This window comes from Saccharothrix sp. DSM 118769 (assembly GCF_052936295.1).
Window position 1 is genome coordinate 5,708,417 of record NZ_CP193627.1, and the last position, 15,429, is coordinate 5,723,845.

General features: G+C 75.4%; 12 protein-coding genes. 1 reads left to right on the plus strand and 11 read right to left on the minus strand.

Annotation, left to right across the window (positions count from 1 at the left end; genetic code table 11):
- Positions 1 to 33: 33 nt before the first annotated feature.
- The gene (locus tag ACRAKJ_RS24310; RefSeq protein ID WP_438924223.1) at positions 34 to 1,245 is read right to left on the minus strand and encodes an MFS transporter; all 1,212 of its coding nucleotides are present in this window, start codon (positions 1,243 to 1,245) and stop codon (positions 34 to 36) included.
- 155 nt (positions 1,246 to 1,400) lie between these two features.
- Between ACRAKJ_RS24310 and ACRAKJ_RS24315 the strand changes: the two genes are divergently transcribed.
- Positions 1,401 to 1,835: a winged helix-turn-helix transcriptional regulator gene (locus ACRAKJ_RS24315; protein WP_438924222.1), complete on the plus strand. Its 435-nt coding sequence runs from the start codon at positions 1,401 to 1,403 to the stop codon at positions 1,833 to 1,835.
- 7 nt (positions 1,836 to 1,842) lie between these two features.
- Here ACRAKJ_RS24315 and ACRAKJ_RS24320 read toward each other — a convergent pair whose 3' ends face one another.
- The 10 genes from ACRAKJ_RS24320 to ACRAKJ_RS24365 form a co-directional block, all read right to left on the minus strand.
- Positions 1,843 to 2,727: an NAD-dependent epimerase/dehydratase family protein gene (locus ACRAKJ_RS24320; RefSeq protein ID WP_438924221.1), complete on the minus strand. Its 885-nt coding sequence runs from the start codon at positions 2,725 to 2,727 to the stop codon at positions 1,843 to 1,845.
- A gap of 80 nt (positions 2,728 to 2,807) precedes the next feature.
- Positions 2,808 to 3,992, minus strand: coding sequence for an acyl-CoA dehydrogenase family protein (locus ACRAKJ_RS24325; RefSeq protein ID WP_438924220.1), 1,185 nt, complete (start codon positions 3,990 to 3,992; stop codon positions 2,808 to 2,810).
- Between the two features lie 24 nt (positions 3,993 to 4,016).
- Complete coding sequence (locus ACRAKJ_RS24330; protein ID WP_438924219.1) at positions 4,017 to 5,204, minus strand: acyl-CoA dehydrogenase family protein; 1,188 nt, start codon at positions 5,202 to 5,204, stop codon at positions 4,017 to 4,019.
- Positions 5,205 to 5,367: 163 nt separating this feature from the next.
- A complete protein-coding gene (locus tag ACRAKJ_RS24335; protein ID WP_438924218.1) occupies positions 5,368 to 5,913 on the minus strand; it encodes a carboxymuconolactone decarboxylase family protein in 546 nt (181 codons plus the stop codon).
- Between the two features lie 30 nt (positions 5,914 to 5,943).
- Complete coding sequence (locus tag ACRAKJ_RS24340) at positions 5,944 to 6,426, minus strand: hypothetical protein (protein ID WP_438924217.1); 483 nt, start codon at positions 6,424 to 6,426, stop codon at positions 5,944 to 5,946.
- Between the two features lie 25 nt (positions 6,427 to 6,451).
- Entirely contained in the window at positions 6,452 to 7,363 is a 912-nt protein-coding gene (locus tag ACRAKJ_RS24345; protein WP_438924216.1) for a hypothetical protein, read from the minus strand.
- 70 nt (positions 7,364 to 7,433) lie between these two features.
- Positions 7,434 to 8,468, minus strand: coding sequence for an SDR family NAD(P)-dependent oxidoreductase (locus tag ACRAKJ_RS24350; protein ID WP_438924215.1), 1,035 nt, complete (start codon positions 8,466 to 8,468; stop codon positions 7,434 to 7,436).
- 23 nt (positions 8,469 to 8,491) lie between these two features.
- The gene (locus ACRAKJ_RS24355; RefSeq protein WP_438924214.1) at positions 8,492 to 8,995 is read right to left on the minus strand and encodes a flavin reductase; all 504 of its coding nucleotides are present in this window, start codon (positions 8,993 to 8,995) and stop codon (positions 8,492 to 8,494) included.
- Entirely contained in the window at positions 8,992 to 9,450 is a 459-nt protein-coding gene (locus tag ACRAKJ_RS24360; RefSeq protein WP_438924213.1) for a thioesterase family protein, read from the minus strand. Before ACRAKJ_RS24360 ends, ACRAKJ_RS24355 begins: the two co-directional genes overlap by 4 nt.
- A 1-nt stretch (position 9,451) precedes the next feature.
- A complete protein-coding gene (locus ACRAKJ_RS24365; protein ID WP_438924212.1) occupies positions 9,452 to 15,286 on the minus strand; it encodes an SDR family NAD(P)-dependent oxidoreductase in 5,835 nt (1,944 codons plus the stop codon).
- Positions 15,287 to 15,429 lie beyond the last annotated feature (143 nt).

A 15,429-nucleotide genomic window follows, 5' to 3' on the forward strand; every position in this document is an offset into this window, starting at 1 on the left:
ACCCCGGCGCCGCGCGACCCCGGCGGGGGTCGGTCAGCCGGCCGGTGCCGGTTCCGCCGCCCCGGTGGCCGCCGGCCGCTTCAGGCGACCGGTGACCCAGGCGATCGGGATGGTGACGACGCCGAGGGCGATGCCCGCGACCACCGCGCCGGAGGGGCCGGAGCCGCTCAGCGCCATGCCGCCGACGACCGAGCCGAGCGCGATGCCCGCGTTGGCCGCCGAGGCGGGCAACGACGAGGCGAGCTGGCTGCCCGGTCCCGCCAGCTCCAGCACGCGGTACTGGAACGCCGGCACCGCGCCGAGCGCGAACACGCCCCAGGCCAGCAGCGCGAGCACCACCACGAAGGCGATCGAGCCGCCCAGCAGCAGCAGGAGCATCGCGGCGGTCGCGCCGACGCAGCCGACCAGCATGGCGCGCGGCGCGCCGCTGTCGGCGAACCGGCCGCCGCCGAACGAGCCCACCGCGGTGGACACGCCGTAGGCGAGCAGGAACACGCTGAGCACCGCGCCGGAGACGCCGGTGACGCCCTCCAGGAACGGCACCACGTAGGTCAGCGCCGCGTACAGCGAGGCGAACATCAGGAAGCCGAGGCCGAGCACGGCCAGCACGCGCGGGGCGAAGGCGTGCCGCGCCTGGTCGCCCGCGCCGACCGCGTCGGTGGCGGGCAGCGGCGGCACGACCGCGGCGGTGGCCGCGCACGCGACGGCGCTCAGCACGACGATCGCGACGAACGACTCGCGCCACCCCAGCGCCTGGCCGACCAGGGTGCCCAGCGGCACGCCGGCCGCGGCGGACACCGCGAAACCGGAGAACACCACCGAGATGGCCCGGCCCGCGCGCTCCGGCGGCACGACCGCCATGGCCGCCAGGAAGGCGACCGCGACGAACAGGCCGTGCAGCGAGCCGGTGACCGCCCTGGCCACCACGAACGGCGCGAACCCGTCGGTCAGCACCGGGACCAGGTTGCCCAGGGCGAACAGCAGGACCGAGCCGACGAGGACGAGCCGCTTGTCGAACCTGATGGTGAGCGCGGTCAGCAGCGGACCGCCGAGGGCCACGCCCAGCGCGTACGCGGTGACGAGCGTGCCCGCCGCGGGGACGGAGACGCCCAGGTCGTCGGCGATGAGGTTGAGCACGCCGACCATGAGCAGTTCCGCCGAGCCCAGCACGAACGTCCCCAGGAACAGCGTCGCCAGCACGACGTTGCCCCTGCCGTTGCCCGTCACCGTCTGCCGGTCACCCATGTGCACCTTCCTTGACTGCCGTCGAGTCTGGGCGGCGACCCGCGGCGGGAGCACCTTCCACCGTGCTCAGCGGAATCCCGGGACAACCGCTTGCATTTCGCAACCAGTTGTACGGTAGCAGGGCGGTGGTAAACTGCAACCAGCTGGAGGTGGTCATGATCGACGAGCCGCGGTCGGGCTGCCCGGTCAACGCCGCCGTCGAGGTGCTGGGCGACCGGTGGACCCTCATCGTGCTGCGCGACATCATGTTCGCGGACCGCCGCCACTTCCGGGCCCTGCAACGGGAGTCCGAGGAGGGCATCGCCTCCAACATCCTCGCCTCCCGCCTGCGCAACCTGGTCGCGGCCGGCCTGCTCACCCACGACGACGCCGGCGCCGGGCGGCGCGCGACGTACAGCCTCACCGAGGCGGCCATCGAACTGGTGCCCGTGCTGGCCGAGCTGGGCTGGTGGGGCCTGCGGCACCGCCCCACGACGCCGGAGCTGCGGGTGCGGGCCGAGGCGCTGCACGAGGGCGGTCCCCCGATGTGGCGCGAGGTCATGGACGACCTGCGGGAACGCCACCTCGGCGTGGCCACCGCCGACTCCTGAGCCCTCCTCAGCGGGCGAGGTCCCGGTAGGACCCCTCCAGCACGTCCTCCAGCAGGCCGACCTCCCGCGTCGTCCAGCCGAAGACCTCCTCCGCCCGGGACGGGTCGAGCGTGATGGCGCGCTCCAGCACCCCCGCCAGCGGGCCGAACTCCGCCGCCGCCCGCTCCGGCGACAGCGGACCCGGGTCGGCCCCGGTCAGCGCGGCGACGGCCTCGGCCAGGTCCCGCACCCGCGGCAGCGCCCGGGAGGCCGCGTTGACCACCCCGCCGACCGGCCGCTCCAGCGCCGCCAGGTACAGCCGGGCCAGGTCGTCGACGTGCACCGGGGACCACGGGTTCTCCCCCGTGCCCACGTAGGGCGCGGAGCCGGACCGCTGCGCCGCGCCGATCATCGCCTGCACGAGCGCCGACCCGCCGCGGCCGTGCACGAGCCCGCCGCGCAGCACCGTCGCCGTCACGTCCGCGGCGGCGAGCACCTGGCGCTCGCCGTGCAGCTTGAACACCTGCGGCGAGCCCTCGTCGACGGCGTCGCCCTCGGCGGGCGGCCCGCCCACCGCGTCCGGGTAGACCAGGGCGGTGCTCGCGTAGACGAACCCGCGCCCGCCGTCCAGCGCGCCGAGCAGCGCGCCCAGGGCCGGTTCCTCCACGGCGCGCATCGCCGGTTCGGCGTAGTCGACCGCCGCGTGCACCACGGCGTCCGCGCCCGCCGCCGCGTCGCGCAGCACGTCGAGGTCGGCCAGCCCGCCGCGCACGACCTCCGCGCCCAGCGCGCCGACCCGCTCCGCCGCCCGGTCCGACCGGGCGAGCGCGGCGACGTGGTGACCGGCCGCGAGCAGGTGCTCGGCGACCACGCCGCCGACGTAACCGCTCGCCCCGGTGATGAAGACCTTCATGCCGTACTCCCCTTCGTCCTCGGTGCCGCCGCGCGGGAGGGGTGTCCGGACCTCGGCCCGGGCACCCCTCCCGCGGTGGGCTACACGTAGACCGTGTTGGGCTCCAGGCCGCACAGGACGCGGCCGTAGGTCTCGGTGTTGGTGTCCGGGTTGATCAGCGCGTGCAGGTTCACCGCGTTCATGTCGTTGACGATCCGGGGCAGCGGGGTGGCGCGCCCGAAGATGGCGCTGCCGCCGCTGGCCGAGAACAGGATGTCCACCGCCTCCTTCGCGAGCTTGGACGCCTGGCCCCAGTCGACGCGGACCTGCGTGCGCTCCTCCAGCTTCCACGGCTCGCCGTTGAGGCACTTCTCGTCCACCAGGGCGGCGCACCGCTCGGCGTGGAACCGGGCCGCGTCGATCTTCAGGCGCGCGGTGCCGACCTGGAGGTGGGTGATCGGCGCCTCGCTCTGCTTCTCGTAGAACGTGTAGGTGATCTTGCGGTCGGGCAGGCGCTCCAGGAACACCTCTAGCGCGGCCTCGGCCAGCCCGATCGGGGTGCCCGCGCCGGACGCCGCCGCGACCAGCGAGGTCGGCGTGCGGTACATGACCGAGTCCGCGTTCGCCCGGGACAGCGACTGCGGGATCATCGCCGCGGCCATCGGGATGACCCGGTGCTGCGGCACGAACACGTCCTTGGCCAGCGTGGTGATGCTGCCGGTGGCCTTCAGGCCGGAGGTGTGCCAGTCGTCCACCAGCTCCAGGTCGGACATCGGCACCAGGGCCATGATCGGCTCGGGCTCGGCGTCCGGGCGGATCAGGATCGCCGCCACCTCCTGCCAGTGGGCGTGCAGCGCGCCGCTGGCGAACTTCGACGGTCCGTTGAGGACGATGCCGCCGTCCACCGGCGCGGCCATGACGCTGGGCGTGCTGGACCCGCACACCCGGACGTCCTCGGTCGCGAACACCTCGTCCTGGGCCTCGTCGGGGAACATGCCGGTGATGTAGGTCGGGGTCCAGTACACGCTGATCGTCCAGGACAGGGACCCGTCGGCGCGCGCCAGCTGCGCGCCCACGTCCACCAGGGTGCTGGTGTCGACCTCGTACCCGCCGTAGCGCTTGGGGCGGCGCAGCTTGAACAGCCCGGCCTCGGCGAGCAGGTCGATCGCCTCGGGGTGCAGGCGCCGGTTCTCCTCCATCCAGGCCGCCTTCTCGCGGAGGGCGGGCACCAGCTCGGCCACGCGGTTCACCAGTTGCTCTCGCGTCGGACTTTCCACGGTCGGCACCATCGCTTTCGTCGCTCCCAGGACCTAGATGAGGTCGGTGTTGGGCTCCAGGCCGCAGCGGACGCGGCCGTAGAGCTCCAGGTTCGTGTTCGGGTGCAGGACCCCGTGCAGGTTGATGGCCAGGACGTCCCGCTCGATCCGCTGGATCGGCACGCCCGAGTAGATCGAGGACCCGCCGCTGGCGGTCTTGAGGACGTCCACGACCTCCTTGGCGAGCTGGGTGGCCGCGCCCATGTCCACCCGCGACAGGGCCCGCTCCTCCGTGCTCCACGCCTCGCCGGCCAGCACCTTGGTGTCCACCCGCTCGGCCGCGCGGCGCACGTGGAACGCGGCCTCGTCGAGCTTCATCGCCGCCTCCGCCACCTGGAGGTGGGTCAGCGGCGCCTCCTCCTGGCGCTCGTAGCGCGTGAAGGTGATCCTGCGGCCGGGCAGGCGCTCGAAGAACAGGTCCCACGCCGCCCGCGCCACGCCCAGCGCCGGCGCGCTGCCCACCGCGGAGGCCGCCGGCGAGAACGGCGCCCGCCACACCGGCGAGGGCGCGTTGAGCCGTGACCGGTGCTCGCCCGAGGTCAGCACCGGGACCATCCGGACCACCCGCGAGTCCGGGACGAACAGGTCCTCGGCGAGGGTGGTGACGCTGCCGGTGGCCCGCAGGCCCGCGGTGTGCCAGTCGTCGACGACGGTCAGCTCCGAGGCCCGGACGAGGACGGTGACCGGCTCCCGCGCGCCGTCGTCGTGCGCCAGCACGGCGGAGTGGGCGAACCAGCCGCCGTGCAGGACGCCCGAGCAGAACGCCCACTTGCCGTCGAGCCGCACGCCGCCCGCGGTCGGCACGGCCACGCCGGTCGGGCTGACGCTCAGGCCGATGCCCACCCCGCCCATGTCGGGGAAGATCTCGTCCTGCGCCTCGTCCGGGAGCAACCCGGCCAGCCAGCAGCCGTTCATCCACGCGTTGAACACCCAGCCGAGCGACCCGTCACCGCGCGACAGCTCGGCGATGACGTCGACCACGGTGGCCATGTCGGTCTCCAGGCCCCCGTAGCGCGCCGGGACCCGCAGCTTGAGCAGGCCGGCGCCGTCGACCGCCGCCAGCACCTCCGGGTGCAGGCGCCGGTTCTCCTCCATCCACGCGGCGTGCCCGCGGACGAGGCCCACCAGCTCCGCCGCCCGGCGGACGGTGTCCGGCCGCGCCGCCGACTCCGTGATCGTCATCTGCGCTCCTCGGTACGGTGAACTGCACCGACAACTCTGGCGCGGGCCGGTGCCGACCACATCTCCGAGGTTGCCCGACCACCCGGACGGCCCGGGAAGCCGTGCCGACAAAGGAAAAACCCACCGTCCGGAGGGGACGGTGGGCGGTGCCGCGCGTGGTCCGCTACGGCCGGGTGTAGCCGTGCTCCACGATGCCGCGCGCGACGTGGTCGTACTCGGCGGGGTCGTCCGGCACGACCGTGCCGAGGCCGTCGACGTACCGGTTGAACATGCAGAACGCGGCGGCGATGAGCACGGTGTCGTGGATCTCCAGGTCGGTCGCGCCCCGCGCCCGCGCGGCCTCGACGAGGTCGGCGGTCACCTCCTTGCCGGACTTCCGCACCGCGCCCGCGATGTCGAGCAGCGCGCGCAGCTTGCCGCCGATCGGCGCGGTGGCGGGATCGGCGCGCACCAGGCGCACCAGCTCCGCTCCCCCGTCGAGCTGCGCGGCGGCGAACGCCGAGTGCGAGTCGCGGCAGAACGAGCACTCGTTGAGGCCGGACACGTGCGCGGCCACCAGCTCCCGCTCGCCCCGCGACAGGGAACTCGGTCCCCGCAGGAGGACCTCGGCCAGCTCGTTGAGCGGCCCGGCGGTCTCCGGCCGGAACCGGAACAGGCCCGCGATGCCCGGGAACACCGCCTCGTCCACGTCCAGGTGGATGTGCGCCACGGCGCTCACACCCCCCGCACCGGGTCGCCGCTACCGGGCATGGCCGCGCAGCACGAGCAGCGTCGCGCCGGTCGACAGGCCGAAGAACACGTGGCCGAACAGGCTGACCCACTGGGCGTCGCCGACCACGAACACCAGGTCGCGCATCGCCGGGTCGGCCGTGACGCCCAGCCACAGCGGCATGACCAGCAGCGCGCCGACGACCCACCACGCCACCCCGTAGAGCAGGCTCAGCGCGTAGACGGGCACCACGGCGTCGGGCAGCTTCCCGCTCAGCACGCCGAACAGCGCGCCGGCGACCGCCGAGACCACCAGGTGCACGGCGAGGCCGACGACGGCGTTGTCGACGCCGACCAGCAGGCCGACCAGGGGCAGCGTCCCCAGCCCGGCCATCAGCAGCCCGAACACCAGGCCGCCGGCGAGCCCGGCGAGCGCGCCGTGGCGGACGCGCGAGGCCGGTGCGGCGCCCGGTGGCGCGGCGGTGGTCGTGGGCGCAGCGGTTGTCGCGGGCACGGTCGACTCCTTCGTCCGGGGGGCGTCAGTTGTAGGGCATGGTGGGGAACCAGCCGAAGCCGAACAGCGACGGCACGCGCAGGTCCCAGTAGACGAGCAGGAAGACGCCGAGGGCGATGAGCAGCCCGGCGCTGACCGCGGTCGTGCGGCGCGAACCGCCCGCCGACCAGCGCGGGAACCGGCCCCGGGTCACGAGGGCGAGCACGACGAGCACCAGGACGGCCAGCAGCACGTTGCCGACCGACTGGAGCACGAACGCGCCCGCGCCGTAGAGCGGGTTGCCCGACTCCACCGCCGAGCGGAACAGCTTGATGAACAACGGGTAGGGCCGTCCGATGAGGAACGCCCCGACCAGCACGCCGAGCACCACCACGCGGGCCGCGGGCCGGTCGCGGAACGGGTCGCGGACCACGCCGAGCGAGGCCAGGCCCAGCAGGGCCAGGGCCAGGCCGACCACGCCGAACACGACGGACGCCTGGAGCAGGCGCACCGGCACGGACCCTACGGTGGCGGACGACAGCTGCGGCAGCCCCGGCCCGACCAGCACGCCGACCGCGCCGTAGAGCGCCGACACGCCGACCATGCCCGCCGTGAACAGCCCCAGGGGCCGCAGCAGGGGCTTCACCGCGCCGGTCGTCGCGCCGGACGCCTGGCCCATCGGCCCGAGGGACGCGGCCATCGCGATGTTGCACGCGGTGAACGTGCCCGCCAGCCCGGAGACGAACGCGAACACCAGGCCCGAGGCGGTGCCGGCGATCGACACCGCGGCGGCGTCCTCGCCGAGCAGCGCGCCGGCGACGTTCGCGCCGATCACGTGGTCGACGAACTCGTAGGACCAGAGGACGGCGAGCAGCACCCCGGCGGCGGCGCTGCCCGCGATCAGCCGACCCCGCCGGACGGGGCGGTCGATGTCGACGTCGGTTCGGACGTGGGCCACGGCGTTCACCTCGCTGGTTCGGTCCGGTGGTCCCGGCGGACCCACTGTCCGCCGGGCCGCACGGGTGGTGCTACTCCCGGTGTGCTGTCCTGCGGCCGGCGCGCTCCCCCGCCTGCCGGGGCGTCACGGCCCCGGTCTCGGCGAGCCACCGCACGGTGTCCGCGACGGTGTCGGCGAACGGCCGGGGCGCGAGGCCGAGCGTGCTCGCCGCCGGGTCGACGCGGACCGCCGCGCCGACCGTGGCGATCGCCTCGTGCTCGGCCGGGACGTGCCACGGCCAGAGGGGTTGGACGAGGTCGGTGAGCCGGCCCACCGGCGCCATCAGCGCGGCGGGCAGGAACACCGCGGGCAGCGCGCGCCCCGAGGCCCGCCGGACCTCCGCCACGTACTGCCGGGTGGTCAGGTGGTGGCCGGGGCCGAAGTGCGCCCCGGTGACGCCCGGGTCGAGCAGCGCGACGTGCAGCGCCGCGGTGTCCCGCACGTCGCCGATCTGGAGGCCGCCCGCGGGCCACACCGGCATGATGCCGCGCAGGGTGTCGCGCAGCCGCCGCACCTGGTCGCCGAGCTTGGGGTCGTGCGGCCCGAGGAGGGCCGGCGGTCGGCTGACCACCACCGGCGCCCCCTCCCGCTGGTGCCGCCGCGCGATCTCCTCCGAGGCGGCCTTGCTCGCCGCGTACGGCTCGCGCGGTGCGCCCACCGGCGAGTCGTCGCCGATCACCCGCACGCCGGGGCCGAACAGGGCCGCCGTGCTGGACACGTGCACGACCCTGCCCGTCCCGGCGCGGCGGGCGGCGTCGAGCACCACCCCGGTGCCCCGGGCGTTGGTGCGCCGCACGGCGGCGCGCAGGCGGCGGTCGAACGAGTACACCGACGCCGCGTGCACCACCGCGTCCGCGCCGCGCACCGCCGCGGCGACCGACCGCTCGTCGGTCACGTCGCCCACCGCGGCGTCCACCGCGCCGGGCGGCACCCCCAGCGGCCGAAGAGCCGCGTCCACCGCGCCGGTCGCGCGGACCAGCAGGCGGACCCGGTGGCCGGCGCGCACCAGCGCCGCCACCGTGTGCGCCCCGACGAACCCGGTTCCCCCGGTGACGGTCACCAGCACGGTCCCGCTCCTCCCGCTCGACGTCAGACCCGGTGGAACGCGCTGCCGTAGAACAGCAGCGCCCCGCCGCCCGCGCCGCGGCGGCAGTCGAGCACCTCGCCGACGAAGATGGTGTGGTCGCCGCCCTCGTAGCGGTGCACGAGCCGGCACTCCAGCCAGGCCAGGGCGCCGCACAGCAGGGGCGCGCCGCTGCGCGGCCCCTCCAGCCACTCCACCGCGTCGAACTGCTCGGCCCCGAGCGGCCTGCGCTTGTCCGCGAAGTACTCCGCGGTGTCGCGCTGGTCGGCGCCCATGATGGACACCGCGAACCGCCCGGCGCCGTCGATCGCCCGGTGCATCACCGCCGAGCGGGCCACGCAGCACAGCACCAGCGGCGGGTCCAGCGACACGGACGTGAAGGCGTTGGCCGTCATGCCGTGCACGTGCTCGCCCCCGACCGCCAGCACGGTGACCCCGGTCGCGAACAGGGACATGGCCTCCCGCAGCGAGGTCTGCTCCATCGTGGACGCGGACTGCCGCACGGTCATCCCCCCAGCCCGGCGCGCGCGAGCACCGGTGCCCCGGCGTAGGGCGCGAGCGCCCGGCGCAGGTCCTCGGGCACCCGGGCGGGCACGGTGTCGGTGTTCGGGCCGCGCATGCACGCGATCCGCTGGCGCCCCTTGGCGACCAGGACCTCCTGGCCGTCGGTGATTTTGACGTAGTCGAAGCTGAACTGGACCTGCGTCTGGGTCAGCTCCTCCAGCCGCATCCGCACCGACAGCTCGTCGAAGGCGGTGATCTCGGCGAAGAACTCGCACTCGACCTTGAGGGTGAACAGCTTGAGGTCGTCGCGGACCTCGTCCAGCACGGACGGGGCCTTCTCCTTGAGGAACATCTCCCGGCAGCGGCCCTGCCAGCGCAGGTAGTTCACGTAGTACACGTTGCCGACGAGGTTGGTCTCCTCGAACCCGACGGTGTGGCGGATCTCGTAGTAGCTGGTCACGTCAGTCCTCCTTGCCCACGAGCACCGCGAACACCACCGGCTCGGGCCGGCCGTCCACGGTGGTCACCCAGGTGGCGACCCGCGCGTCGCCGGTCGACAGCACCGCCCAGCCGTCCGGGTGGACCCGGTCGACGGTCAGCGCCTGCGTGGTGGACCCGGTCTTGCGCAGGCACTCCAGCGCGCCCCACACCCGCGTCCCGGCCACGTCCGGGGACTCGCCCGCCTCGGCGGCGAGCAGGTCCCGCACGGCGAGCGGGTCGCCGCCCAGCAGCCCGGCCCAGTCGTCCGCGCCGCGCGGCACGACGGTCTCGACGTCCACGGCGAGCGCACCGCCGGCCGCCGCCGCCGCGAACGTCAGGCCCGCGCCGTGCGAGGCGGACACCGCGGCGCCGTCGACCTCGGGCCTGCCGTCGGGCCGGTAGCGGACCTCCACCGGCCGGTCCAGCGCCCGGCTCAGCGCCAGCGCCGTCTGCGCCCGCCGCCCGGGCACCGCGTCGGTCGGGTCGGGCTCGACGACGACCGCGCGGCTGCCGCCCAGGACGCGCTCCAGGGAGCGCTCCAGGTAGGACCCGAGCATGGTCGGCGTCCACGGTCCCGCGCCGTCGCGCTTGCGCACGGCCCGCAGCACCAGGCCCTCCCAGCGCTCGACGAGCCGCCCCTCCGGGTCGCGCACGTCGAGGTCGTAGGTGTAGCTGTCGCCGTCCTGCGCGCGCTCGCGGGCGTCCAGGACGACGTACTCGGCGAGCTGGTCCCCGGGCGCGGCCAGGTACAGCCGTTCCACGCTCTCCGGCAGCAGCGTCGCGTCCGGCACGCAGCACTGGATGGCGTGCATCATCACGTCCCGCGTGCCGGGGTCGGCGAGCAGCCGGTCCTGCGGCAGGAACGGGGCGAACCAGGAGGCGGTGGGCGCGGTGGCGACCTCGGCCACCGCGTGCCGGGCCGAGGCCCGCCGGTAGCCCTGGAGGCGCTGGAACCGCTTGCCCTGGAACAGCACCGAGCCGTACAGCTCGGTGACCGGGTCGACCGGCACGAGCGGCAGCGCGGCGGCCCCGTCGACCGGCTCGCCGGGGACCTCCGGTCGCGGGAACCGCAGCCGGGCCCGGAAGTGGTCGGCGGAGAACCCGGTGTCCTCGGACCGGATGACCACGTCCACGGTCCCCGCGCCGCGGGCCAGCGCCGCCAGCCGCACGGTCAGCGTGCCGCCGGGCCGCACCACCACCGGCCGCAGGAACCGCACGTCCTCCAGCACCGGCGGCGCGTCGTGCCCGGTCAGCGCGGCGGCGACCTGGGTCATCGCCTCCATGCCGATGACCGCCGGGAACAGCAGGTCGCCCTCCAGCAGGTGGTCGCCCAGGTAGGGGTCGCTGGTGTCGGACAGCTCGGCCTCGGTGACCAGCTCCACGCCCGGGTAGTGCACCACCACGCGGTCCACGAACCGGGTCAGCGGCAGCTCGGCGCGCTCCTGCTCCAGCGTGGGCAGCCCGGCGGCGCGGCCGGAGACGACGAGCACGGGACCGACCTCCGGGTCGGCCAGCACCTCGCGCAGCACGGCGATGCCCGCGTCGGTGGAGATGGGCGTGATGCCGTCGCGCACCAGGGCCTCGACGACGCCCAGCCGCTCCCCCATGCCCGCGCCGGACCAGACCGACCACTCCAGCGCCAGCACGCGCGCCGCCGGGTGCTCCCGCCCGAACCGGACGGTCAGCTCGGTCATCCAGTCGTTGGCCGTGGCGTAGTGCGCCTCGCCGCGCAGGCCGGCGCGGCCGATGATGCTGCCGAAGGTGATCAGCAGCTTGACGCGGTCGGCGTTCACGGCGGACAGCACCGCCTCCAGACCGGTGGTCTTCGGGGCGAGGGTGGCGCGGAAGTCCTCCTCGGACAGGCCGGTCAGCGCGCGGGGCTCGTTGCGGCCCGCGCCGTGCAGCACGGCGGTGACCTCGCCCAGCTCCTCGCGGAACCGCTCGACGGCGGCGGCGACCTGCTCGGCGGAGGTGACGTCGGCGCGCTCGTAGCGGTGCGCGATGCCGGCGGCGGTCATCCGGGCCAGGTTGGCGGCCAGCTCGGCGTCCTGCTCCGGGTCGGCGCGGCCGACCAGGGCCAGGGACGCGCCCGAGTCGCCGGCGATGGCGATGGCGCACTCTGCGGTGATGCCCTTGCCGCCGCCGGTGACCAGCAGGACGTCGCCGGGCTCCAGCGGTGTGCCGCTCGTGCCGGCGGCGGTCGTGCCGGTGCCCGTCGTGCCGGTGCCGGTCGTGCCGGCGGCGGGCACGGCGGTGTGGGGCACGGCGGTGAGCACCGGCACGGTCCGCGTGCCGTCGGCGTCGTAGCGGACCTGGGAGAAGCCGGTCGTCGCGGCCACCTCGGCGACGACCCGGGCCACCGCGTCGGCGTCGCCGGCGGGCCCGGGGGCCAGGTCGACCACCGTCACCGGGAGGTGCGGGGCCTCCAGGTGCAGCGTGCGGGCCAGGCCGGACGCGCCCAGCTCGTGCTGCACGACCGCCAGCCGCCGACCGGAGGCCAGCGCGTCGCGCGCCGCCGTCAGGAACAGGCCCACGTGCGCGTCACCGCCTTCCGGCGGCAGGAGCAGCAGCACGCCGTCGCCGGGCAGCGCGGTCGCCAGCGGCCCGGCCAGCGGGTGCCCCTCGGGCGCGTGCACCGACCAGTCGCCCGGCGCGGCGGGCGCGACGGGGGCGAGCGGGCGTTCGACGTGCCGGACCAGGAACGGGCGCACCCACGGCGCCACGCCGGGCACCTCGCCGGCGGCCTGCTCGTCGTCGTGCGCGGTGGCGGCCAGCTCGTCGATCAGCTCGGCCAGCTCGCCCAGCCGCACGGTGGCGAAGTTCGGCGTGGCCTCCAGCGCCGGGCGGCCCATGCCGCGGGTGACCTCGTTGACGAGCTGGCCGACCGTGATGGAGCTGAGGTGCAGGTCGTCCAGCGGGTGGGTGGACGCGGTGACGGCGTCGAGCGGCAGCTCCACGCGCTCCGCGGCGAGCCGCCGCAGCAGGTCCAGGGTGGACTCGCCACCGCCCGCCGGGGACCCGGACGTCCCGGCGGGCACGGCGGTGCCCCCCGTCTCGGCCGGCTCGGTCGGCAGCAGGGCGGCGTCCAGGGCGGGCGCGGTCTCGCAGGGGCTGGCCAGGAACGTCATCGCGCCGTCCAGCGGCAGGTCGCGGACGACCCGGTCGCCGAACAGGGCGTCGGTGCGAACCGGCACGCCCAGCGCGTGGGCCGCGGCGACGACGGTCAGCAACGGTGTCAGGGAGGCGCTGTCGGTGTCCACGGCCAGCACGGGCTTGCCGGGGGCGATCTGCTCCAGCAGACCGGTCAGGACGCGCCCGGGACCGACCTCGACGACCAGGTCGGCGGTGGCGGCGGCCTGGGCGGCGGCCTCGTGGAACCGGACCGGCAGGGTGATCTGGTCGCGCAGCAGCGCGCGCAGGTCGGTGTCGGCCGCCAGCACCCCGCCGGTGACCGAGGAGTACACGGGGCGGATCAGCCGGCCCAGGTCGAAGTCGAGCAGCCGCTCGGCCATCGCCTCGGCCGCCGGGGCGACCAGCGGCGAGTGGAAGGCGTGCGAGACGGCCACGCGGGTGGCGTGCACGCCGGCGGCGCGGGCCACCGCGCACACCCGGTCCACGGCCTCGGCCGGGCCGGACAGCACGGTCTGCGCGGGACCGTTGTAGCCCGCGACCACGACGTCCTCGCCGGCGGCCAGCTCCAGGGCGCGCTCCGGCCCGGTGGCGAGGCCCGCCATCGCACCACCGCCGCGGCTCGCGTTCGCCATGACGTGCCCGCGCTCGACGGCCAGCCGCAGCACGCGGCCCGCGTCGAGCGCGCCGCCCCAGTGCAGGGCGGTCAGCTCGCCGAGGCTGTGGCCCACGGCCGTGTCGGCCTCCACGCCCAGCTCCCGCAGCACCCGCAGCGCGGCCAGCGAGCCGGCGACGATGCGCGGCTGCGCGACCTCGGTGGCGACCTGGTCGCCGCCGGTGGGCAGGCCCGCGTCGCGGAAGACCTCCTCGGCGGCGGCGAAGCGGCGCCGGACCGCGCCGACCGCGCCGCGCCCGGACCCCTGGCCGGGGAACAGGAACGCCACCCGGGGCGCCTCCGGCCGGTCGTCGAGGAACACGCCGTCGACGGCGTCGAGAACGGTCGCGCCCCGGTCGGCGGCGTCGATCAGCCTGCCGACGCCGCGCTCGGCCTCCTCGGGCGCGCGGGCCACGACGGCGGCCCGCAGCGGCGCGCCGGTCAGCCGCGCGGCCAGCGCCGCCGCCAGGTCGCCCAGCTCGGCGAACGCCAGCTTCGGCAGCAGCGCGGCGACCTCCGCCAGCCGGGCCTTGAGCGTCGCGCGGTCGCCGGCGTCGAACAGCAGCACCTCGGCGTCCTGGCGGCCCGCGACCACCTCGGTGGTGCGCTCGTCGAGCCGGTCGCGGCGGGGCGCGTCGGGCGCGGCCTCCAGCGCGATGTGGGTGTTGATGCCGCCGAAGCCCATCGCGGACACGCCGGCGCGCACCGGGCGGTCCGCCGGCCACAGCTCGGCCTCGCGCGGCACGTACAGCACGGCGTCGTCGGCGGTCAGCTTCGGGTGCGGGTCGTACTGCCCGGTGCCCGGCGGGATGACCTGGTGGTGCACCGCCAGCGCGGCCTTGATCAGCCCGGCGACGCCGGCCGCCGCCTTGGTGTGCCCGAAGTTGCCCTTGACGCTGCTCAGCGCGGCCGGGCGGGCGGCGGGGTCGGCGGCGCGGCGGGCGGAGGACAGCGCCTCGATCTCGGTCTCGTCGCCCAGCGCGGTGCCGGTGCCGTGGCCCTCGAAGTAGGAGACGGTCTCCACGCCGTACCCGGCGCGGCCGTAGGCCCGGTGCAGCGCCAGGCGGTGCCCCTCCGCCTCGGGGCGGGTGATGCCGCCCTTGCCGTCGGAGGACAGGCCCCACCCGGCGATGGTCGCGTACACGCGCAGGCCCCTGGCCAGCGCGTCGTCCTCGCGCAGCAGCACCAGCGCGCCCGCGCCCTCGCCGGGCCAGAACCCGTTGGAGTCCTTGTCGTAGACCTTCATCTCGCGCCGGGCCAGCGCGCCGGTCTTGGCGAAGCCGATGACCTCGAAGGGGTCGATCGACAGGTCGACGCCGCCCGCGATCGCCACGTCCAGGTCGCCCTCGACGAGGGACTTCGCGGCGGTGGCGACCGACAGCAGCGACGAGGAGCACGCGCCGTCCACGGTGTAGCCGCCGCCGTGCAGGTCGAAGTGGTTGCAGATGCGGCCGGCGATGGTGTTGGCCAGGCCGCCCGCCAGCGAGTCCTCGTCGATCGGCGGGAACGGGGCCTTGTACTGGACCTCCAGGTCGCGCAGGAAATCCGCCGTCTCGTCCTCGGGCCAGCCCTTCGCGGTCAGCGCGGCGGCGACCGTGCGCCGGACGTAGGGCCAGCGCAGGCGCATGATGTTGGCGCGGGAGAACTCGCCGGTCAGGCTGTTGCCGAACAGGACGCCGGTGGTGCGCCTCGGCAGCCCCTCGCCGTCCGGGAAGCCCGCGTCGGCCAGCGCGTGCGCGGCGACGTCCAGGGCCAGCCAGTGCGTCGTGTCCGTGGCGCGGAACGTGCTGCCCGCCACCCGGTAGCGCACCCGGTCGAACTCGAAGTCGCGCAGCACCGCCGCCATCGCGGAGTAGAAGCGGTCCGGCGCCTCGGGGTCCGGGGAGTAGTAGTCGGCCCGGTTCATCCGTTCGTCGGGCAGCCTGCGGAAGGCCCGTCGCCCGGCCAGGACGTTCTCCCAGAGCTCCCCGGTGGAACCGGCATCGGGGTAGCGCAACCCGATCCCGACGATTGCGATCCGCTCACTGCTCATGCTTTCACCGTCTCCGTGACCATCGGGTTCCAGTCTGAGGAATGCCGTTGTGCGGAAATGCGTCGAACGCACGAACGGCGGTTCCGGGAATGCGCGCCAACCGATGGTGCCGGACGCGAGGACGGCGTTGCTTCTCCGGATGT